Genomic DNA, 24,213 nt, shown 5'->3' with positions numbered 1-24,213 from the left:
CCTGAACAGGTCAGCAATTTAAGATGCATAAAGAAAGTGCAAAGCTAGTTCTTTTGAGGGAAACAGAACTAGCTTTTTTGCGATCACACAAAAACCAATTTAATGTTTTTGGCTGTAACTAAAGCGTATTGGCACAAAAGCAGCATAAAAAAACTCTACTTGTAAAAGTGTAGGCGACCGTAACCTAAGAACTGCCCAATACCCTTTTCTCCCGCAGGATAAGCGGTAACACCAAATAGATACACTCCAAATTTGGGATTATGCTTGGCTCGGAGTTCAACCGTTACCGTATTACCAGGGGCGACAGGTGGGTTAAATACAACTGTCACCTTGTTACTACGTGGTTTCGGACCACCAATGTTAGCCAAATGTAACGCTGGACCACCAGCAAAACTTTTACCTTTAAAGGCACGGTTTTGATTTAGATCAAATGAGATTTTCTCTACATTTGGCTGCTGCATAATTGTGACTGCTTCCAAAGACTCTCCAGCATCTTTAGGAACACTGATAGTAAATTGATAAGTTGCAGGTGTATTGGAACTGATAAAGCTAGCAGCAGATCGAATTAAACGGGGAGAATTGTTAAAAGCTACCTGTCCATTGTTTAGCCGGATTGCTACAGCAGGCGAAACTAGGAGGAAACTAGGTAGAAAAAAACTTAGAGTCAACGTGCTAGAAATAAAAAGGCAACTATTGACTAACAACGATTTGGAATTAATACTTTTTCCTAACATTTTTTAGCCCAAACGCATATCAAAAAGTGGTATTGCTAACAAGTCGGAAATTTATTTCACAGCTTTTGGCAAAATTGGGAAGCTCTCTATGAACTTATCTATTACTGATTTCATAAAATCAATAATCCACGGCAAATAAAACTTTAATGATCAACTCTTCAGTATTCAATTTCTTTGCCAACTTTAGCTTGGAAAACAATTTCTTCTCTTCCCAAAGCCTAAGTTGGGGTTTTCTCAATTACAGCCGTTGCACACGGCGTTATTGTTTACTATTTAACCCTGTTAAGAATTAATAGTAGGGCGAGGATCTGTTGCAGGTTTTTGATTAACCAAACGAACTTGGTTTTGCTTCACAACTACAGTAATCAGTGGCAAAGAATACCTAGCTGGCCCATGAACCACTCGACCCAAATTATCGTACTGAGAGCCATGACAAGGACAAATAAAGTGGTTTTTCTCTGGATGCCACTTGACTGTACATCCTAAATGAGTGCAAATTGGTTTGATGGCGTATTTAGCAATTTCAGAACCAGTATTAATCACTAAATAATCAACGCTGCCATCTGGCAAGCCTTTGACTGGAAATGGGATTCCTGGTGTCGCGTTGGTTAGAATTTCATTAGCCGCAATTGGATGGCCTTTGTTGTCGAGTGCTGTAAATCCTGGAAGATAATTTTCACACCTAGAATTATCAGGGTATAAGGAGCAAAGAGTTTCCAGGTCTACCTCACGGCTATAGCTGGCTTTAGGAAATAGATATCCCATCGCTACTGAGGCGATCGCGCTGCCTGCCATATACTTTAAAAATTCTCGTCGATTTTTGATGCCGACTAATTTATAAACATAACGAGGCGAACTTTTATCCATAGCTCGCTCTCCCAATGAAACATTTACACCTATTTTATCCCGATAATCATAGAAATTTTCCGGCTTCAAACATTGTGTAATAAATTTTCTTCATCTTTAATTATTTTGGACAAGCAAGCCCCAATTAAACTATTGCTGAACAAAGTTTCATAAACTGCTTTGCTAAGTCAATTTACTGTGCGGCGTTAGTCAAGGCTTGTTGCGAATTTAAAACTCGATTTAATTTGCCACTGCTATAACCTTCTAAATCTAGAGTTACGTAGATAAAACCCAACTCTTGAAATGTAGAAACTACTGTTTTTAAATCTGTATTTAACACAAAGTCTTTGATTTGTTCTGGTGATAATTCAATTCTGGCAGTATCGCCTTCTGAACGTACCCTTAAATTTTTCCATCCCAACTTACGTAGATAAATTTCTGCCCTACCTACACGTTGTAATTTCGCTACAGTGATTTCCTCACCATAGGGAAAACGGGAACTCAGACAAGGTTGGGCGGGTTTATCCCACCAAGGTAAACCGAGTTGTTGAGAAAGTTGTCGGACTTCGGCTTTGGTGATACCAACTTCTGCAAGAGGCGATCGCGCACCTCTTTCTTTTGCTGCTTGAATTCCTGGGCGATAATCATGTAAATCATCAGCATTTACCCCATCGATCACGTAGGGATAACCCATTTCCACAGCTAAGGGTTTGAGGGTATCGTGCAATTCACTTTTGCAGAAATAACAACGGTTAACAGGATTGGAAGTGTAATTAGGATTTTCCATCTCGTGTGTGACGATGATTTGATGGGGAATCCCAATTGTTGCTGCTTGAATTTTGGCATCTTCCAATTCTTCAGGTAACAGACTCGGTGAAACAGCTGTTACAGCCAAAGCGCGATCGCCTAAGACATCATAAGCAACCTTAGCAACCAAAGTACTATCAACACCACCAGAGTAAGCAATTAAAGCTTGCTGCATCTGTGCAAATATTGCTTTTAGTTGCTCAAATTTTTCTGTCAGCATCATTTGTTAATCTAACTAAACACTACAGCACCCTACTAATTACATTTTACAAGCCCCCACCGTTCTATCTTCCCATTTCCCCAGGCTAGACATTGTTACGGGGTTTGAAGCTGTAATTATTAAAAGTATATATTTTTTTTTGGAAGTCTCTTAATATCTACGGATGAGTATAGACGAACGGTTGATATTGAATCTGTACTCCATGATTTTAGAATAACTTTTATCAAAAATCTAACAGATATTCTCTATTTCCATGTATTCAAGTAGGCGAATATTAATTTTCATCAATAGTTCATCTTGCTATTGAATGAAAAATAGTTGAATGTTCCGATGCAAATCCAGACTCAACAGGCATATATTTCTGGTAATGAGTTGACCAGTATTGGCTTAAATAAACAAAGATAATACTGGTCACAAAATCAAGTGAATTAATGAATAATAGACAGGTAGATTCAGATGAAAGAAATATTTGCATTAATTGAAAAGAGAAAACAAGAATTTGCTCAATTACCATTATTTGAATTTCTGCAAGACAAAAGCATAGACCCACGACAAAGACTGGTTTTTGCTCCCTGTCTTTCTCCTTTAGTTATGGGTTTTGGAGAGCTATGCACATATGTTTTTAGAGAAGAACCAACCAGTAACACAATTCAAGCATTAATCAATCAACACACTTATGAAGAACAAAACCACTGGCAGTGGCTTCTGGAAGACATTCAAAAACTAGGGCTAGACAAATCACTTAGTTTCACTGATGCTTTGAGATTTATTTGGGGTGATGAAACCAAAAAAACACGCCAGGTTTGCCCTCGAATGGAGCGATATATTTTCAAATCAGATCCTTGGAAAAGGCTAGTAGCAATAGAGGTAGCAGAAGCGGCAGCAAATGTTTTTTTCTTTATGACAGAACAAGTTATTAAGGAACTTCAACCAATTACCAAAAAACAATACCGATATTTTGGGGGACATCATGTAGACATGGAAAATAAACACAATCTCAATACACATGATGTGGTGCATTTTTTTGAAGACATACAACTGACAGATGAGACTCGTCAAGAGCTACTTGAGATAGTCGATATATTGTTTGTAGCTTTCACAGAATCAATGAATGAACTATTGGCGTATGCACAAAGGCACAAGATTGAGCAACCGTTAATAGCCGCATAAGCTTACGTGCATTTTATTGGCTCTGGGATAATGTATTTAACGCTCTTAGTATTGGTCTGTCAAGCTAGTTTTGAGGGTTTGTAGTCAGCAATGCGCGTGCTTAATATTTTAAGACTAAAGTCCTGACTACGAACTTTGTGATCCATCAATTTAAATTTGACAAACTAGTATTTTGGGCGAGTACGTATATTTATGCGTCGTAAACCATCTTAATCAGTCAGGGTGCTTGCTAACATTGGTGTTTGACTTCTATGGTACTGAGTTTGGTTGACACCAATTTGTTAGATTGTGCAAATATCAGGGAATTCTATGTTTTAAGGGTCTTCAGATTCTTCAGTTAACCAGCTTTTTTATGTACACTACCAGCACGATTACACTTCCAGGCTATCGCATCACCGAACCAATTTACGAAAGCACAAAAACCCTGGTTTATCGAGGACAGCGCATCTTAGACGAAGAACCCGTTGTGATTAAACTCCTGCGGAGTGAGTATCCCAGTTTCAAAGAACTTGTACAATTTCGCAATCAGTACACCATTACCAAAAATCTCAATCTTCCTGGAATTATCAAAACCTACAGCCTAGAAAACTACCGCAACGGTTATGCTTTAGTCATGGAAGACTTTGGTGGTATCTCCCTCCAGGATGAGTTGGGAAGATGGGGAGATCGGGGAATGGGGGGAAATGCTGAATCATTGAGTGAGTTTTTTCACATTGCCCTGCAAATCGTCTCCTCCTTAGAAGGATTGTATCGCAGCCGAGTCATTCACAAAGACATTAAACCCGCTAACATCCTGATTAACTGTACCACCCTTGAGGTCAGACTCATCGACTTTAGCATCGCCTCATTACTACCCAGAGAAACACAAGTTCTTACCAGTCCCAATGTCCTCGAAGGTACTCTCGCTTATCTGTCTCCCGAACAAACCGGACGCTTGAACCGGGGTATTGACTATCGCAGTGATTTCTATTCGTTAGGAGTTACCTTCTTTGAACTTTTAACGGCACAGTTACCCTTCTATTCGGACGATCCGATGGAGTTGGTTCACTGTCATATTGCCCAGCAACCACCTTCTGTCCACAGCATCAACGCTGACATTCCCCCAGTCTTGTCTGACATGATCAGCAAACTGATGGCAAAAAATGCGGAAGAACGCTATCAAAGTGCTTTGGGGCTAAAACATGACCTGACAACCTGCTTACACCAGTGGCAACAAACTGGGAAAATAAATTCCTTCGAGTTAGGCAGTCGGGATATTTCTGACCGTTTTATTATTCCAGAAAAACTCTATGGTCGTACAGCAGAAGTAAAAACCTTGCTCGCCGCATTCGATCGCGTGGCACAGGGAAACACCGAAATGATGATGGTAGCCGGGTTCTCTGGAATTGGCAAAACTGCTGTTGTCAACGAAGTTCACAAACCCATCGTGCGGCAGCGGGGTTACTTTATCAAGGGTAAATTTGACCAATTCCAACGCAACATTCCTTTTTCAGCCTTTGTGCAAGCTTTCCGCGATTTGATGGGACAATTGCTCGCTGAAAGTGATGCTCAAATTGAACAGTGGCAAACTAAAATTCTGTCGGCTTTGGGGGAAAATGCTCAGGTCATTATCGAAGTCATTCCCGAATTAGAAAGAATTATCGGTCAACAGCCGCCAGTTCCAGAACTGTCTGGTAATGCTGCTCAAAATCGCTTTAATTTGCTGTTTGAAAAATTCATCCAAGTCTTTACTACAAAAGAGCATCCCTTGGTGATGTTTCTGGATGATTTGCAATGGGCAGATTCGGCTTCTTTGAAGTTGATGCAGCTATTAATGAGTGAGGCAGATAACCGCTATCTGTTACTCATTGGTGCATATCGGGATAACGATGTCAAGCCAACCCATCCTTTGATATTGATTTTGGAGGAGATTAGGAAAGCTTCAGTAACTATTAATACTATAACTCTCACTCCCCTCAAGCAATCTGATTTAAACCATCTGATTGCAGATACTCTTAATTGTTCTCTCAATATTGCTTTGCCTCTGACTGAACTGGTAGATCAAAAAACTAAAGGCAATCCCTTTTTTACTAATCAATTACTCAAGTCTTTCTATGAAGATGCGCTACTTTGGTTTGACTTCGAGGCGGGTTCTTGGCAATGTGACATCGCTCAAGTAAAGGCGCTGGCTCTCAGTGATGATGTGGTAGAGTTTATGGCGCTTCAGTTACAGAAGTTGCCTTTTGCTACTCAGGAAGTGTTAAAACTTGCTGCCTGTATTGGTAACTCTTTTGACTTGAAAAATCTCGCAATTGTCTATGAAAAATCCCTTTCTGAGACAGCGACAGATTTATGGAAAGCTTTGCAAGAAGGACTGATTATTCCTACGAGTGAAGTTTACAAGTTCTTTCAGTCAAATAATCATGAGTCGTCGGTAATAGGTAACGGCGAAGAATCTACTCAATTCCCAATTACCAATTCCCAATTACCAAATTATAAATTTCTCCATGACCGAGTTCAGCAAGCTGCCTATTGTCTGATTCCCGAAGATAGAAAACAATCCACTCACCTCAGAATTGGGCAACTGCTGTTGAGCAATACTCCTAAAGCAGAACGAGAAGAGAATATTTTTGAGATTGTCAATCAATTGAATATGGGGATGGGGTTAATCAGCCATCAAACTCAACGAGACGAACTTGCTCAGTTAAATCTGCTGGCTGGACGGAAAGCGAAGGCTGCAACTGCTTACGGTGCAGCGGTTGAGTATTTCACAGTGGGAAGAGAATTACTAGCAGTAGATAGCTGGCAAAGTCAATATAACCTAACTTTAGCTCTCTATGAGGATGCAGCAGAGGCGGCGCACCTCAGTGGGAACTTTGAGGAGATGGAGCGATTGTCACAAGTGGTGCTGCAACAAGCCACAACTCTTTTAGAAAAAGTGAAAGTGTATGACATCCAAATCCAAGCTTATGCAGCCCAAAACAAACTACTGGAAGCGGTGAAAACTGGACTTGCTGTTCTAAAACTCTTGGGGATAGAAATTCCAGAACAGCCTACACAGTCGGATCTTCAGATGGAATTGGCAGAAGTCAGAGCAAATTTGGCGGGAAAACACATCGAAGACTTGATCAACCTGCCAGAGATGCAACATCCTATTCATCTCGCAGCCATGAGAATTTTATCAATGGTCGCTGGTGCTGCCTATAATGGCATTCCGGAATTGTTACCACTGATTGTATACAAACAGGTCAATTTATCAGTTAAACACGGTAATATTGCCGCATCTACCGTTGCCTATGCGTATTACGCTGCAATTCTCTGTGGCGGGATGACGGATATTGAGATGGGTTATCAATTTGGTAAACTCGCTTTGAAACTGTCGGAGCAATTCCATGCTGCGAAAGAATTCACATACCGAGCATCATTTATAGTCCATGCTTGCGTCATACATTGGCAGGAAAATGTCAGGGAGAACTTACAAGCGTCTTTACGAGAACTATATTCTGGATTGCTGGAAGCAGGAGCTTTAGAATTTGCTGGCTATTGTGCTTACTGCTACTGCTACAACTTATATCTCATGGGTAGGAAACTGGAAGAACTCGAAGGAGAAATGGTTACATATAGCGATGCTCTCAGGCAATTGAAGCTAGCAACAAGCCTCAGCTATAACGAAACCTATCGACAAACAGTTCTCAACTTGATGAGTGGTTCGGAAAATCCCGGTTATTTAATTGGTGAATCATGTAATGAGCAGAAATTGCTGCCGTTTTTAACACAAACTAACGATATTACCGGCATATTTCACTTATATTTTAATAAATTTATATTATCTTATTTATTTGGGGAATTCGCTGAAGCTGCTGAAAATGCAGAAATGGCAGAAAAATATTTATCAGGAGCCACTGGTACAATCCTTGTTGCTGTTTTTTATTTCTATGATTCTTTGGTACAGCTTTCCCGGTATGCTCATGTCAGCAATGAATCGCAGAAATTAATATTAGAAAAGGTAGCTGCTAACCAGGGGAAAATGCAGATTTGGGCGCATCATGCTCCGATGAATTTTCTGCACAAATTCCACCTTGTAGAGGCAGAACGGCATCGAGTTATCGGCGAATATCTGGAAGCAATAGACTATTATGATCGTGCTATTGCGGTCGCCAAAGAAAATAAATACATCCAAGAAGAAGCTCTTAGTAATGAGCTGGCAGCTAAATTTTACCTGGAATGGGGCAAGGAGAAAATTGCCCAACCATATCTCACAGATGCCTACTACGGTTATGCTCGCTGGGAAGCCAAGGCAAAAGTTAAAGATTTAGAAAAACGCTATCCTGAATCACTTGCTCCCATTCTACAACGGGAAAAAATACGCTTCAATCCCACAACCACCCTCGCTACTTTAGATAGCAGTTCCTTATCTACCCATAGGACTGTTCAAACCATCATTTCAGGCAGTACAAGCATTTCAGAAGCTTTGGACTTGACAACTGTCATCAAAGCTTCTCAAAACCTTTCTAGCGAAATTCAGCTTGACAAGTTGCTCTCTGCTTTGATGGAAGTGGTGATTGAAAACGCAGGAGCCGAAAAATGTGTTCTGATTTTAGTTAAAGATGACAATTTGGTGATAGAAGCAATAGGGACAGGTTTAATGAAATTTTCAGATCAGGACTCTTCGGTTAATGAATCCGTCCCTACAGTCCTGCAATCTCTCCCAGTTGAATCCAGTCAAGAGGTTCCCGTTACCCTTCTCAACTATGTCAAACGCACTGGGGAAACTCTAGTAATGGATGATGCAACGGCGGAGACTGCTTTTGCCTCTGATCCTTACATTATCCGACAGCAACCCAAGAGCGTATTGTGTAATCCGATTCTCAGACAAGGGAAATTGATTGGTATCCTTTACTTAGAAAATAATCTGATTACAGGGGCATTTACAAGCGATCGCCTCACCGTTCTTAACCTACTCTGCTCCCAAGCTGCTATCTCCTTAGAAAATGCTAGTCTTTATCAGCAGTCTCAAGAGTATGCTCAACAGCTAGAACACTCGCTTGAAAACCTGAAACAGATGCAGCTACAGTTGGTACAGAGCGAGAAAATGTCAACATTAGGGAATCTCGTTGCTGGTGTTGGTCATGAAATTAACAATCCTGTTGGCTTTATTGCAGGAAACTTGCAACCAGCGCAGGATTATATTCAGGATTTGTTTAATCTCATCGACCTCTATCAGCAGCACTATCCCAACCCGGTTGTGGAAATTCATAAGGAAATTCAAGCGATTGACCTTGAGTATATCCGAGAGGATTTACCCAAACTGATTTCCTCAATGCAAGACGGTAGCGATCGCATTTTAAATATTAGTATCAGCTTACGAACTTTTTCTAGAACAGATAGCGATCGCCAGATTCCCTTTAATATCCATGAAGGTATCGATAGCACTATCCTAATTCTCAAACACCGCTTGAAAGCGTCAGATGCTCATCCCGCAATTGAAGTAGTGAGAGATTATGGTGATTTACCGCTAGTCAAATGCTTTCCTGGACAACTCAATCAGGTATTTATGAATCTACTCTCTAATGCTATTGATGCTCTAGAGGAGTCCAATCAAGGGCGTAATTTTAGTGATCTCCAGGCAAATCCCAATCAAATTACAATTCAGACTACTCTGGATGTAGAGGAAAATTCTGTCTTAATTCGGATTAAAGATAATGGGGCGGGAATGTCAGAGGAAGTGCAACAAAAAATCTTTGATCATTTATTTACAACTAAGCTTGTGGGTAAAGGAACGGGATTAGGATTATCTATTGCCCGTCAAATTGTTGTGGAAAAGCATGGTGGAACCTTGACTTGTAAGTCAGAACTGGGCAAAGGAACAGAGTTTGCGATCGCAATTCCGATTGAAAATCCCTAATCTCCCACCTTTTCAAAAGATTCAAGTAGAACTGTGCATCATCCGCCAATACCTTGCCCAGGTTCATATATATTTTAATACCAAATTTCCTAACAATGGCAAATCTATCGGTTTAGAAATATATTCATTGACTCCTGCTGCTAGACAAATTTCGCGATCGCCTTTCATCGCCATTGCAGTTTGCACAATTATCGGAATGGTTCGATACTGCTGATGTTCTCGCAACTTTTGTATGATTGCTAGACCATTCTCATCTGGTAGTTTAATATCTAATAAAATTACGGCTGGCTTTTGCTGGTTTTGGTCTAATATTTTCCACATTTGCTCTGCGTTATTGACCAAATTGATCTGATAACCCAATTTTTGCAGATAAATTTGTATTAATCGGGCATTGTGTGAGTTATCTTCTACTAACAAAATATTTGGAGAGTCAGAAGAGGACGCGGGGACGCCGGGACGCGGTGACACGGGGACAGAAGAATTCTCCGCGTCACCGCGTCTTTCAATCTCCGTGTCTTCCTCTATTTCCTCCACTCCCCCGCTCTCCTGCTGTTTGAGGGGTAGTACAATCGTAAATCGAGAACCAGAACCTAGTTCTGATTCTACTTCTACCCTACCACCGTGAAGTTCAGCGAGTTTTCTAGTTACTACCAATCCTAAACCAGTCCCTTCGTTTCGACTAACTACGCTGTTATAAATTTGAAAATAAGGTTGAAAAAGTTCTGCTTGGTGTTCTTGAGAGATGCCAATACCAGTATCCCAAACTGTAAAATATATCCAAGAATTGTTGAGTTTAACTTGTAAACCAACGCTGCCATTAGTGGTAAATTTAACGGCATTAAACAACAAGTTAAGCAGCATTTGCTTGAGTCGCAAGGAATCAGCTAATAAGGTATTAACATTAGGATCTAATTCGAGTGATAGTTTTAAACCTTTATTCGTAGCTTTTTCTTTCAGGAGAATTAAAACATTGCGACATAATATTGGCAAATCAACTTGTTCCCATTGCATTTCTAATTGATTGGCTTCAATTTTAGACAAATCCAAAATATCGTTAATCAAAGCCAACAGGTGCTTACTACTAGATTGAATAATGCCTAAATATTCTTGATGACGTTCTTTGGATGGTTCATACCCTTGGGCTATAAGTAGGTGGGTAAAACCAGTAATTGAACTTAGAGGAGTGCGGATTTCGTGACTGGTGTTTGCTAAAAATTGATTTTTAAGTTGATTAGTACGTTCTAGTTCTTGATTAATAGTTTCTAATTGTTGACAGTGGCGTTGTAAAGATTGTACTTTCCGCAATTGGGTTATGGTAGTAACGCATTGTTGAGCAGCGCGTGTCAGCAGTTGTGGTGTGATTTGTACACAAGCGTCTTGGAATGAATTATTATCAGACTCTACAGGTGTTCTAGCAATAATTAACCAACCAATTACGCCATCAATATTATTGGTTAATTGCCAAGCACCGGGTGGTTCTTGTTGTGCAAGCAACTGCAAATCATCAATGTCTATTTCTTCTGCTAATTTCAAACGGAGTTTTTTTTTCTTTTTCTGCGTCCCTTGTATCACTAATGATGATGAATGTCGAGAGGTTGAAGTCGGAACAAAACAAACTTTGCCAACATTTTTTTGTGTTTCTACAAGTGCGATCGCTACCTTAGTGTTATTCAAAACACTATTTAGTTCGTTAACCACAGTTTGAAATATTTCTGCTTCTCCAGCCACTGTTTGTTGATTGCTAGTCAGACTTACCAGACAATCATTGAGGCGATTTTGTAACCGACTTAAGCTGTGTTCCAGCCACAACTCAGCTTGCAGTTGTTGGATAGTTGTCAAAACTGTTGGTGTTGCATCTACTTGTGAGTTTGGTTCTGGTAAGCTTGAATACTGCTGCATGGTCAACTAGACCGCTTAAGAAGTTTAGCTTTGCACTTTTGTGCAAATAGGATGCTATGTATATTAACGCACTCCTCTTTTTATATTTACAGACTAAAACTGGAAATGTCGAGTTTGAAAGCAATACAAGATTTTTTTGATGAAACTTTTATGCTGTAATTGCTTAAAACAAAAATAACGCTATGAATGCACAACTAATTCAATTAATCGTCAACGGGATCTCGGTAGGCAGTATTATCGCTTTGGGTGCAGTCGGACTTACTCTCACTTATGGGATTTTACGGTTGTCCAATTTTGCCCATGGTGACTTTCTCACTCTCGGTGCTTATTTAACATTGCTTGTCAATTCCACTGGCATAAATATTTGGCTGTCAATGATACTAGCAGCAGTAGGGACTGTTGCTGCTATGCTATTGTCAGAAAAATTGCTGTGGTCAAGAATGCGTTCGATTCGGGCTACTTCCACCACCTTTATTATTATTTCCATTGGGCTAGCTCTATTCCTTCGCAATGGCATTATCTTTTTCTGGGGTGGTAGCAATCAAAAATACAATGTACCAATTGCTCAAGCTTTAGACTTTTGGGGAATCAAGATACCTCAAGTCAAGCTGTTGGTGGTTGTTTTAGCAATATTAGTCATTTTGGCTCTGCATTACCTCCTACAAAATACGAAAATCGGTAAAGCAATGCGAGCCGTTGCTGATGATATTGACTTAGCACGAGTTTCTGGTATCAATGTTGACCAGGTTGTATTGTGGACTTGGGTGATAGCAGGTAGCTTGACTTCTTTAGGTGGAAGCATGTTAGGGCTAAGTGAAGCTGTACGACCTAACATGGGTTGGTTTTTAATATTACCTTTGTTTGCTTCAGTAATTCTCGGCGGAATTGGTAATCCTTACGGTGCGATCGCTGCTGCTTTTATTATCGGCATTGTCCAAGAAGTAAGTACACCTTTGCTTGGTTCTCAGTATAAACAAGGTGTAGCCCTGTTAATTATGATTTTAGTGCTGCTCATTCGTCCCAAAGGTTTGTTCCGAGGCACGATCTGATTTGGGGATTGGGGATTGGGGATTGGGGATTGGGAAGAGACGCGGTGACAAGGGAGAGTAAAAGACAAGGGAGGGGAGAATTTATCAAAAATATTCCCCGTGTCCCCGTGTCTCCCTTGTCTCCCTTTCCCCGATCCCCGATCCCCTTTCCCAGTTGAGCCGCTTAATTATTCAATGATATGGAAGTAATAGGCAGCTACAAGGAGATTGAGAGCTAAAAGCGCCAACGCCCAACCCGTACGAAATGGGTAGGGGGGTTTAGCTGCTGTTGATTTAGCTACGGGTAAATCTGCTGTAGTATCTGCTTTAGCCATCGGATGAACTCCTAACTTAAGGACTTCTTCAGAAATACCAAACAGATGTCCCTATTTGCCACTTTCGTTAAAAATATTTTCGTGATTTTGGGTAGATCGGGGAAAGGGGAAAGGGGATCGGGAGACAAGGGGGACTTATCAGTTATCAGTTATCAGTTATCAGTTATCAGTTATCAGTTATCAAAATTAGACTGTTAACTGATTCATGACCAATGCCCAATACCCGATGCCCTACTCTTCTTCCCCAGCATGATAGGAACTACGAACCAGAGGACCGGAACGAACGTGGCTAAATCCCATTTGTTTGGCGATCGCACCCAATTCGTCAAATTCTGTTGGTGTCCAGTATTTTTGCACTGGTAAATGTTCTAATGAAGGACGCATATACTGCCCAATTGTCAAGCGATCGCATCCGACTTGGCGCAGTTCTGTCATGGTTTCGATGATTTCTTGGACAGTTTCTCCGTGTCCTAGCATCAAACCGGATTTGGTGGGGATAGTGGGGTCGATTTCTTTGACAATTTGTAAAACTAAAAGCGAGCGATCGTACTTTGCGCCTCGGCGTACTGGCCCAGTTAACCGTCGTACTGTCTCGATATTATGGTTATAACAAGCTGGCTTTTTGTTGGCGATCGCAGCTATACGTTGCTGTTCTCCATAAAAATCTGGAGTCAACACCTCAATTTGAGTCTCTGGCTTGACTTGGTGAATCGCTTCCATTGTTTTCACAAACCAACCAGCGCCTTGATCAGGTAAATCATCACGGGCTACAGAAGTCAGCACTACATAACGTAGTCCCAATAGTTGCACAGCTTCTGCCACCTTTTTCGGTTCCTCTGGGTCTAGAGGCATAGGTGCATGACCTTTATCTACTTGACAAAAAGCACAAGACCTAGTGCAAGTTGGCCCCATAAGTAAAAAAGTCGCAGTTTTTTGGGCGTAACACTCCCCTCGATTCGGACAACGTCCTTCTTCACAAATAGTATGAATCTGACGCTGCTTGATAATGCGTTGTACCGTCGAGAGTTCACTAGCTTTGCCAATTGGGCGACGTAACCACGTTGGCATAGCAGCAATTTCAGACTTGAGTTGATTTGTTCTAGATGAGGTCATGACATCCAAAAAATTCAGGAGGTTTAGTTAAATCGGGGCAAAGATAAAGGGTAAATGAAGAAAGGAAGTTTTTATCCCTTTAAGCGTTACCCTTTCCCCCTTTCCCGATTTCTGCAAAAAGTCTACTTTTATCACCATGACACAAATTACAAATCACAACAGCCGAAGTTAGTTAAAACACTTTGAAAAGTCAATACTTCTCCATGAAAATACTATCCCCCAATCAAGATAAATATTGAGTATAGTGGGAGAACTCAGAGCCGTAAGGCAGTAAAAACACTATCAAAACCTAAAGTTTCTGTTAGAGCAAGCAGTCGTGGTAAGTAACAAAGTTCTAGTTATCGATGACACTACAGTTGTCCGGGTAAAAGTACGAGAAATGTTACCTCCGGGTAACTTCGATGTATTGGAAGCAAAAGACGGTCTAGAAGGACTGAATTTAATCCGCCAGGAAAAACTCAGCTTGATTATGTTGGATTTCCTGTTGCCAAAAATGAGTGGCTGGGAAGTTTTTCAGCAGATTCAATCTCAACCCGATCTCAGGAAAATTCCTCTGGTGATCATGTCTGGTCGCAAGGAAGAGGTTACAGAGAAAATCTCAGAACCATTTGAAAATTTTGAATTTCTCGGTAAGCCTTTTGATCAAAAGCAACTTATTGGCGCAATTAAGTCAGCCATGACAAAAGCTAAACAGCCGCGTCCAGAACAGACACCAGTAGCAGCATCTACTGCTGAAAACAATGTAACAGCAAGTCCTGATCTCAGCATTACTTCCTCAGCTAATGAGATTCAGGCGTTAAATGAAAAAATTGTCAAAATGCAAGCGGAAATAGATGCTTTGAAGAAACAATTAGCTCAGGTTGTAACCTTTGTAAAACAGAAAATTAAGTAGTATTAATTGAACTTTTATGCTCCTATTTAGAGCCACTAGCCTGCCTAAGCAGGCTTTTTTGCTTGAATAATTATTATTCATATATAGAATTTTTAATTTTGTATATGTATAATCGATGTCTGAGTTTCCTTAATATATTGCACAAAATATACATGATTTGATGAAAGTAGATGATAGCAGTAATAGACCAGTGGGAATACTAAATTTATGGGTCCTATCATCAGAATCAACTAAAAAATGTTATTACCATTAGATAGAGTTATTTCCTTTCCTGGCTATTGCATTACTGAGCAAATCTACTTAGGTAGTAGAACTATTGTTTATCGTGGTATTAGAGAACAAGATCAACAGCCTGTCATCATCAAAGTGATGCGAAATGAGTACCCTAGCCTCAATGAAATTGCTCAATTTCGCAATCAATATATAATTACTAAAAAACTTAATTTTTCGGGCATAGTTAAAACTTATAGTTTAGAAAATTACCACAACGGCTATGCCATTGTGATGGAAGATTTTGGCGGAATTTCGCTTCAACATTGGCTAGGCAAAAACAGCGTAGAAATATCTACGGTTGTCAATATTAATAACTTTGAATTACCTCTAACTGATTTCCTTGAGATTGGCATTCAAATTGCTTCTATCCTTGACCAATTACATCGTCAACGTGTTATTCATAAAGACATCAAACCTGCCAATATTTTGATCAATCCCATCACAAAAGAGATCAAAATAATTGATTTCAGTATTGCCTCTCTTTTGCCAAGAGAGATTCAATGTCTTACCAATCCCAATGTTTTAGAAGGTACGCTATCTTATATTTCTCCAGAACAAACTGGACGAATGAATCGGGGGATTGACTACCGCACCGACTTTTATTCCCTCGGTGTCACCTTCTTTGAACTCCTCACAGGACAGTTACCCTTCATAGCTGCTGACTCGATGGAGTTAGTTTACTCTCATATTGCCAAAGAAGCACCAAAAGCCAACCAAATTAATTCTAAGATTCCACCAATCTTGTCTGAAATTATCAGCAAGCTAATGGCAAAAAATGCTGAAGACCGCTATCAGAGTGCTTTAGGTTTAAAGTACGACTTAGAAATATGTAAACAACAGCGGCAAGAGACTAATAAAATAGATTCCTTTGAATTAGCTACTAGAGATATATCAAACTGTTTTCTCATTCCCGAAAAACTCTACGGTCGTCAACGAGAAGTGGAAGTTTTACTTGCTGCTTTTGAAGATATTGCGACTTTTTCCTCTGCTAGAAAGGCAGAGATGATATTAGTTGTTGGTGATCCTGGTGTGGGTAAAACTGCTGTTGTTAACGAAGTTCATAAACCCATTGTCCGTCAGCGTAGCTACTTCATCAAAGGAAAATTTGACCAGTTTCAACGCGATATTCCTTTTTCTGGATGGGTAGAAGCTTTTCAAGATGTAATCAGGCAATTGTTGTTAGAATCTGATGTTGAAATTCAACAATGGAAAGCGAAGATATTGTCAGCTTTGGGGGATCAGGCTCAAGTCATTATTAATGTTATTCCTCAACTAGAACAAATAATTGGCAAGCAACCTCCAGTTGACGAACTGTCTAGCAATGCTGCTGAAAATCGTTTTAATTTATCATTTCAAAGATTTATTCAGGTCTTTACTAGTAAAGAGCATCCCTTAGTTATATTTTTGGACGACTTGCAATGGGCAGATGCTGCATCTTTAAAATTTCTCCAATTACTGACAACTTCAATTCATTCTCCTGTTTTGTATTCACCTAAGTCAGAGGATACACAAGACTTTGAATCAAAAGAAATAGGCACTAATGAAGGAAGTATATTGCTGATTGGTGCATATCGAGATAATGAAGTTTCTAGAACACATCCGCTCTATTTAACACTCAACGAAATTGAAAAAACTAGAGGTATTATTCATACCATTACACTAAAATCATTAAATCAGAGTGATTTAAATCGCTTGATTGCTGATACTCTGCACTGTACTGAAGCAATGGCTATTCCTCTGACTCAAATGGTGTTTGCCAAAACTAAAGGTAATCCATTCTTTACCAATCAATTTCTGAAGTCTTTACATGCAGAACAACTAATTAAATTTCATTTTGATGTTGGTTACTGGCAATATAATCTTTCAAAGATCATGACGTTGTCACTTACAGATGACGTTGTAGAGTTTATGGCTATGCAACTAGAAAAATTGCCGAGACATAGCCAAGAAGTGCTGAAATTAGCAGCGTGTATTGGTAATCAATTTGACCTTAAAACACTATCAATTGTATATGAAAAGAATGCAATAGACACTGCTTCCGATCTATGGACGTCTTTACACGAAGGATTGGTTATACCTGAAACTGAAGAGTACAAGTTATTTATTGAAGATACTGATAAATCATTAATAATAGATGATGTTAGGCAATCGACTCAATTAGCAATTAACAAAAATCAATTACCAAAATATAAATTTGTCCATGATCGAGTTCAACAAGCTGCTTATTCACTAATTCCTGAAGAGAAGAAAAAATCAATTCATCTCAAAATAGGAAAGCTGTTATTGAAAAAATTTCCACTTCAAGATAGAGAAGAAAATATTTTTGCTCTAGTCAATCAGTTCAATATAGCGCTAGATTTAATCACCAACCAGGTGGAAAGTGATGAACTCGCTGCTATGAATTTAATTGCTGGACGTAGGGCTTTAGCATCCACAGCATATGCAACCGCAATAAAATATTTAACTACTGGTATCGAATTATTAAAAGATAATAGCTGGGAAAGAAAATATGATCTGACTCTATCTTTATATGAAACAGCAGCAGAAGTAGCATACTTGGCTGGTGACTTTGAAAAGATGGAGCAATTTATCCAGATAGTTTTAGCACAAGCTAAAACACTGCTGGAAAAAGTGAAAGTTTATGAAGTCAAAATTAAAGCCTATGGAGCGCAAAACAAACCATTGGAAGCAGTTAATACTGCGTTAACTGTTTTGAAAAAATTGGGAGTAGAATTTCCAGATAATGCTACTCAATCTGATGTCCAGCTAGTAATGGTAGAAACAGCATTAAATCTAGCTGATAAGCGGATTGAAGATTTAATTGACCTGCCTGAAATGACAGAAATTCAACCACTGGCAATTTTGCGTATTTTATCCAGTGCAGTGGGTCTTACCTATCAAGTCGTTCCTGAACTATTTCTACTGATGACTCTTAAACAGATTAATTTATCAGTGAAATATGGCAATGCTCCCTTTTCTACCTATGCCTATGTCACTTATGGGTTAATACTTTGTGGAGTAATGGGAGATATTGAGTCTGGTTATCAATTTGGGGAACTGGCTTCAAGTCTGTTAGTTAAGTTCAACATTAAAAAACTTAAATCTAAGATCATGCTGATATCTAATACAGCTATTCAGCATTGGAAAGAACAGACTAGGGAATGTTTAAAACCTTTACTGGAAGGTTACTCTGTGGGTCTAGAAACAGGAGATTTGGAATTTGCGGCCTATTGTCTTAACGCTTACTCTTACTTTTCATATTTCATTGGTAAAGAACTTACAGCACTTGAGCAAGACCTGGTAACTTACAGTGATGCCATCTCTCAAATCAAGCAAAAAACAGTATTTAACTGGAACGCGATTTATCGGCAGACTATCTTGAACTTGCTAAAAACTGTTGAAAATCCCTGTTGTTTAATCGGTGAAGTTTACGACGAGGAAAAAATGCTGCCGATTCATCTTGAAGCCAAGGACGGAGTCGGAATTTTATATTTATATTTCAGTAAATTACATTTATGTTACATATTTCAGAATTTTTCTCAAGCAGTTGAAAATTCTATCCAGGTAGAAAAGTATTTAGAGTGTGGTACAGGACAGCTAGTTGTTCCTCTTTTCTATTTTTATGATTCCTTGACTCAGCTAGCAGTGTATCCTGGCGCAAACCAACCGGAGCAACAATGGATTCTCGATAGAATAAAAGTTAATCAGACAAAAATGCAGAAATGGGGGCATTATGCTCCAATGAATTATCTACATAAATTTTATCTAGTAGAGGCAGAACAGCATCGGGTTTTGGGTGAATATCTTGAAGCAATTGACTCTTATGATCGTGCTATTGCTCTTGCCAAAGAACATAAATATATCAATGAAGAAGCTCTTGCTAACGAACTTGCTGCTAGATTTTATTTAGAATGGGGAAAACAGAAGATTGCTAAAACCTACCTCACTGATGCCTATTATTGCTATATGCGCTGGGGAGCAAAAGCCAAAGTTGAAGATTTGATCAAACGTTATCCCCAATTACTTGCTCCGATTATTCAGCAAGACAAACTAAGTCCATACATTAGTGAAAAAAGTACTTCTTCTCATCACACAACTTTATCCACTCAAAGCAGTAATCAGACTTTAATTAGCTCTGGTACAAGTGTTTCTGATTCTTTAGATTTGACATCTGTGATTAAAGCATCACAAGCACTTTCTGGAGAAATTGAACTAGAGCAGTTATTATCTACTTTAATGAAAGTAGTAATGGAAAATGCAGGAGCTTCTAAATGTGCTTTAATGCTAAATCCAGGTGATGACTTGGACTTAACTGTTACTGTTATGAGTTCTAATTCCAGTTTGACATCTACTTACACAGAATTTCCTACAATTAGCCTTTCTTGTAGCTATGATCTTCCAATTAATTTGATTAATTATGTCAAACGTACAAAGGAAAGATTTGTTGTTGATGATGCAAAATTGGAAGATTTTCTAGCAAATGATCGCTATATTCTTCGTGAGCGACCCAAAAGCTTGTTATGTATTCCAATTATTAATCAGGGCAAATTTATTGGCATTTTGTATCTAGAAAATAATTTGACAACAGGAGCATTTACACGCGATCGCCTAGAACTTCTACAAATAATTACTACCCAAGCCGCAATCTCTCTAGAGAATGCTATCCTCTACAATAATTTGGCACAAGCAAAAGAAAGCTTGGAGGAATATAGCCATACTTTAGAAGAAAAAGTTGAACGCAGAACACAGGAACTAAACGAGAATAATCAACGCTTAAAACAAGCAATAGTGGATTTGCAAAACGCCCAAACTCAGCTGATTCAAAGTGAAAAAATGTCTAGCTTGGGGCAAATGGTAGCGGGGATTGCTCATGAAATCAATAACCCCATCAACTTTATTCATGGCAATATTACTCATGCACAAGAGTACGTACAAGATTTGTTAGAGTTGATTGCTATTTATCAGCAAGAATATCCCCATATCTCTGCTCAAGTTGCTGAAAAAGCTGGAGAAATAGACCTAGATTTCTTGGTGCAAGACTTGCCAAAAGTTTTGGATTCTATGAAAGTAGGAACGTCGCGTATCCGCAATATTGTTTTGGGTCTACGCAACTTCTCTCGCTTAGATGAAGCCGATATGAAACCTGTAGATATCCATCAGGGCATCGACAATACTTTGATGATCTTGCAACACAAACTTAAAGCAAATAATGATCGTCCTGAGATACAAGTCATCAAAGAATATGGAGAACTGCCAGAGGTCACTTGTTATGCTGGTCAGTTAAATCAGGTGTTTATGAATATCTTGAGTAATGCGATCGATGCATTGGATGATGGAAATCAGAAATGGGCAATAGGAAATAGCCAAAACCAACAAATTCTAATTCCTACAATTCATATTCGTACTGAGGTAGCAGACGATCATACTCTGAGAATTCGGATTGCTGATAACGGCCTTGGCATAAATTCTGAAGTGCAACAGAAAATTTTTGACCCATTCTTTACTACTAAACCGGTTGGAAGTGGTACAGGATTAGGGTTGTCAATTAGTTATCAAATTATTGTAGACAAACACAAGGGTAATTTGGTCTGTTATTCTACGCTAGGAGAGGGAACTGAATTTGTGATTGAGATTCCAATGCAACAGTAAAGAAGATTATATTTACAGGGCGGATGTAGTTGCCATGGTCATTAGAGATTCTCGATCTGTACGCTGTCCTGTAATCATCATCTTGACTCCTCTAGCAGGCGCAAGAGTAAAACCTCGACGTTGAAGTCTTTCAGGTTGATTATCTACGAGCGCCAGTTGATAGCGTGACAAAATTGTTGCTAATACTAGCTTCATTTCAAATAAAGCCAATGCTTCGCCAAGACAGCGACGAACACCACCACCAAAAGGCAGAAATTCATAAGGAGAAAACTGGCGTTCAAGAAAACGTTCTGGTTTAAACTGTTTAGGTTGTGGATATAAATCCTTCCGATGATGGGTGAGATAAATAGAACTGACTACTGCTGTACCAGACTCTAATTGATACCCCAATATTTTCACGTTTTCTTGTACTATCTTGGGAAAAGAAAACATTACTACGGGGCAAATCCGTAATGTTTCATTACAAACAGCTGTTAGATAAGGCAGTCGGAAAATACTCATAGAATCTGGTGAATCACCCAGGCTATCCAGTTCTTGAAGCAGTTTTTCACGTGTTTCAGGTAAATGGTGAATCCAGTATAATCCCCACGCCATTGCTGATGCCGTGGTCTCATATCCCGCAAGAATAAGGGTTATCAACTCATCACGCAACTGTTGGTCTGTTATTGGTTTACCTGTTTCATCTCGAGCTGACATTAGTAATGAGAGAATATCAATGCGATCTTTTTCAGGATGCTCCCGCCGTTCAGCTATTTCTGCGTAGAGTAGCTCATTGATTTGTTCTCTTTGACGCAAAAAATTTCCCCAAGGACTCCAAGCTCCCAAATCTTTTTGTAGAAAAGAGAAAAAGAAGATACTAGAAATAATAGGAGATCGAAAAGCATCCAAAAATAACGACAGCAAATGCTGAAGTTTTTGACAACGTTCCCCCTCATACAAGCCAAAGATAGCCTGTAGGATGACTAGCAGGGATATTTCCTGCATGACGTTACGAGCCGAAAAGGGTAAATCTTTCTGTAACTTACTAAATACTTTTTTGGTAAGATTATTGATTAACTCACCATAAGCCCGTATCCGTTCCCCATGAAAAGGAGGCATTAAAAGTTGTCGCTGACTTTTGTGGTGATCGCCATCCAGCATAAGCAGCGAATAGTCTCCTAAAAAAGGTTGCATAATTTTATTTATCTCACCCACAGTTGCAAACTTTTTTCTATCGTTCGCGAATATTTCTTGGATTCCCTGCGGATGATTTACGAATACTATAGTATCTCCAAAACCAACAACTCTAGCGGTAAAAATATCAGGATATTGCTGTGCAGCATTTTCCATATATTTGACTGGATCAGCAATCCACTGAAGTTTTTGTATAAAAGAGGGAGTTGTGAGAGTATTTGGCAGTTGAGTTTGCTTTTTCATCTCAAAAATAAAATTATGCTCAGAGGATGTCTCAGAAGTAAGAAAACTTACAGAACAGATCAGATTATGAATTTGTAAAAAATTTCAATTTCAACATAAATTAATAGTTCGCTAACTCCAGTTTTTCTGTATTTTCGTAACGATTAGTGAGAGAAGACCAATGACAGTTGCTTTGAATCCAATCATGCATTATTGATATATATTTTGCCAAATCAATATCTAGTTCTTGTCCAAAAGATGACATAGACGATTCTAAAAACATCAAGGCTTTTACTTTTTCATCATGCATATTAGCTGCACGTTCAATGGCTGTTTGTAAAGGTATTTGATGTAGATAATGCTGTACTAATACTAAATTGTGAACATCACCGCTGTTTAATTCCCTAAAAGTTGAAAAAATATCATTACACCAAGCAAGAATATCAATTGTCATTATTTGTAAGCTTTTTACGATTTCATTTCTTCGTAAATCATTACAGAGAATAAACTTGTTGCAGAATTCACTGACTGTGAGAAAAAGATACCCCCCTACACTTAATCTCCTGCACATCATATAAGTATCAATATCAGGCACAATACCCTGAGCACGGATAGTTGCTTCCTCTACACAACCGTGGCAGTATTGTATAAAGCAATGAAGAAAGTAATTGAACCATTTATCGCTTGCTCTTTGAAACGTCCGCTCTCGTAAATCAGCTAAGGCATGGCTCATGGGTATATCCTGGCTTGTTAGTTTTCTTCCTTTCAATATCTCAATAAATCTCTTCTGAAAAAGCTTGAGTACTTCTGGTTGTTTTTTTAGCTCTGATATATCACATTGGTCATCCCAAATAAACACCCAGCTTAACCAGTCGTTTCCTATTTTCAATTCTTCCAAATCACAATATGGGTAAGCACCTGCGGCTAGCAAAAAAAATTTTGACTTAGAGAAGCGCTGATAACTTGATTCATTTGCCAGAAGATTAAAGCGCAACACCCATTCGAGAGCATAATCTTCCAGAACATCAACATGCTTATTAATTTGAGATGGAAATGGGCAGTACAATTCAGGTAAAGTAAATTGATTCATAAAAACTCTGCAAGTCAAGTAAACACCAGATCAACTTGACCCCATAAGTCAATATGCGTATAAAAATTGAAGGAAATACTGGTATGTACTAACTATGAGTACAATTTACTTTGTTACCAAATATCTATAGCAAACTTATTTAATTTCTCAGACAACAAGTTTAAGCCTCTAGTGATGACTAAAATTCATCCTTAAAGTTTACAAAGGGCGGTTGTATCTGCAATCAACCGCGCTATATGTTTTTAGAGGCGTTTAAATACGTATCTTGAAATCAAATTAGATGATTATTTGGTAGCATGTATATATCTACACAGTATCTGCTTTTTCCTGATACACAAACTAAACAAAGCTGATAGTATAACTAAGCTTTATCTGGGGTATGCAATTAAATTTTGCAGACATACAAAACTAAAAACTAACCAATACAAAGGATGGTATTATTAACATCCAATGATTGTAAAAATTGAAGTTTGGGATAAAAACCTATCAGTTAGACAAACAAAAAATCAAACAATATTGAAACAAAAATTTGGGAAGGTTGCCTACACTGTCTATGTTTTTTATCTTAAAACCATTAATTAACATAATGTTTAATTTTTTCTTAGAAATCTATCCGTAAATACCTAGAAATATTAATCTTCATTTAAATCAAAAAATACAATGTGCTATTAATCACTTATGATTTAGATTAAAATATTCATATTTAAGTAAGTCGGTAGTAATAAATCAAACCATGTTAAGTCAATACGGTTCAGTTAAGGCTAAAAACTAAAACTAGCGTAGGTTGGGGAGCCAGTGCGTTGCGGGGGTCCCAAGAGTTGTAGCACCTGGCGTTTGAGGAACGTAGACGCGCCCTGCGCGGCTGATCGCAGAGTAAC

General features: G+C 38.8%; 13 protein-coding genes. 5 read left to right on the top strand and 8 right to left on the bottom strand.

Annotated features, from left to right (window positions below):
- Positions 1–155: 155 nt before the first annotated feature.
- From ACE1AT_RS14780 to larE, 3 genes are all read right to left on the bottom strand, one after another.
- A complete protein-coding gene (locus ACE1AT_RS14780; protein ID WP_374869547.1) occupies positions 156–668 on the bottom strand; it encodes a DUF2808 domain-containing protein in 513 nt (170 codons plus the stop codon).
- A 348-nt stretch (positions 669–1,016) separates the two neighbouring features.
- A complete protein-coding gene (locus ACE1AT_RS14775) occupies positions 1,017–1,601 on the bottom strand; it encodes a Rieske 2Fe-2S domain-containing protein (RefSeq protein ID WP_374869545.1) in 585 nt (194 codons plus the stop codon).
- 172 nt (positions 1,602–1,773) lie between these two features.
- Positions 1,774–2,610, bottom strand: a complete 837-nt coding sequence (gene larE, locus ACE1AT_RS14770) for an ATP-dependent sacrificial sulfur transferase LarE (protein ID WP_374869543.1) — start codon at positions 2,608–2,610, stop codon at positions 1,774–1,776.
- A gap of 453 nt (positions 2,611–3,063) precedes the next feature.
- Between larE and ACE1AT_RS14765 the strand changes: the two genes are divergently transcribed.
- Both ACE1AT_RS14765 and ACE1AT_RS14760 read left to right on the top strand, forming a co-directional pair.
- Complete coding sequence (locus ACE1AT_RS14765; protein WP_374869541.1) at positions 3,064–3,777, top strand: hypothetical protein; 714 nt, start codon at positions 3,064–3,066, stop codon at positions 3,775–3,777.
- Positions 3,778–4,129: 352 nt separating this feature from the next.
- A complete protein-coding gene (locus ACE1AT_RS14760; protein WP_374869539.1) occupies positions 4,130–9,661 on the top strand; it encodes an AAA family ATPase in 5,532 nt (1,843 codons plus the stop codon).
- Between the two features lie 63 nt (positions 9,662–9,724).
- Here ACE1AT_RS14760 and hrmK read toward each other — a convergent pair whose 3' ends face one another.
- Entirely contained in the window at positions 9,725–11,560 is a 1,836-nt protein-coding gene (hrmK, locus tag ACE1AT_RS14755) for a hybrid histidine kinase/response regulator HrmK (protein WP_374869537.1), read from the bottom strand.
- 182 nt (positions 11,561–11,742) lie between these two features.
- Here hrmK and ACE1AT_RS14750 point away from each other — a divergent pair, with 182 nt between their 5' ends.
- On the top strand, positions 11,743–12,609 hold the full coding sequence (locus ACE1AT_RS14750; protein WP_374869535.1) for a branched-chain amino acid ABC transporter permease: 867 nt from the start codon (positions 11,743–11,745) through the stop codon (positions 12,607–12,609).
- Between the two features lie 167 nt (positions 12,610–12,776).
- Here the strand turns inward: ACE1AT_RS14750 and psaX are convergent, their stop codons facing one another.
- Entirely contained in the window at positions 12,777–12,923 is a 147-nt protein-coding gene (gene psaX, locus ACE1AT_RS14745; RefSeq protein WP_016858731.1) for a photosystem I protein PsaX, read from the bottom strand.
- Positions 12,924–13,154: 231 nt separating this feature from the next.
- Complete coding sequence (gene lipA, locus ACE1AT_RS14740) at positions 13,155–14,036, bottom strand: lipoyl synthase (RefSeq protein WP_374869533.1); 882 nt, start codon at positions 14,034–14,036, stop codon at positions 13,155–13,157.
- A gap of 316 nt (positions 14,037–14,352) precedes the next feature.
- Between lipA and ACE1AT_RS14735 the strand changes: the two genes are divergently transcribed.
- Both ACE1AT_RS14735 and ACE1AT_RS14730 read left to right on the top strand, forming a co-directional pair.
- A complete protein-coding gene (locus ACE1AT_RS14735; protein ID WP_374869531.1) occupies positions 14,353–14,928 on the top strand; it encodes a PleD family two-component system response regulator in 576 nt (191 codons plus the stop codon).
- 237 nt (positions 14,929–15,165) lie between these two features.
- A complete protein-coding gene (locus ACE1AT_RS14730) occupies positions 15,166–20,850 on the top strand; it encodes an AAA family ATPase (protein ID WP_374869529.1) in 5,685 nt (1,894 codons plus the stop codon).
- Between the two features lie 12 nt (positions 20,851–20,862).
- Here ACE1AT_RS14730 and ACE1AT_RS14725 read toward each other — a convergent pair whose 3' ends face one another.
- Both ACE1AT_RS14725 and ACE1AT_RS14720 read right to left on the bottom strand, forming a co-directional pair.
- Positions 20,863–22,266, bottom strand: coding sequence for a cytochrome P450 (locus tag ACE1AT_RS14725; protein WP_374869528.1), 1,404 nt, complete (start codon positions 22,264–22,266; stop codon positions 20,863–20,865).
- A gap of 100 nt (positions 22,267–22,366) precedes the next feature.
- Positions 22,367–23,335, bottom strand: a complete 969-nt coding sequence (locus ACE1AT_RS14720) for a terpene synthase (protein WP_374869527.1) — start codon at positions 23,333–23,335, stop codon at positions 22,367–22,369.
- Positions 23,336–24,213 lie beyond the last annotated feature (878 nt).

The organism is Pelatocladus sp. BLCC-F211 (assembly GCF_041928655.1).
In the GTDB taxonomy this organism is placed as follows: domain Bacteria; phylum Cyanobacteriota; class Cyanobacteriia; order Cyanobacteriales; family Nostocaceae; genus Pelatocladus.
Note: the sequence above shows the minus strand (reverse complement) of the source record. Positions and strands in the feature narration are given on the sequence as shown.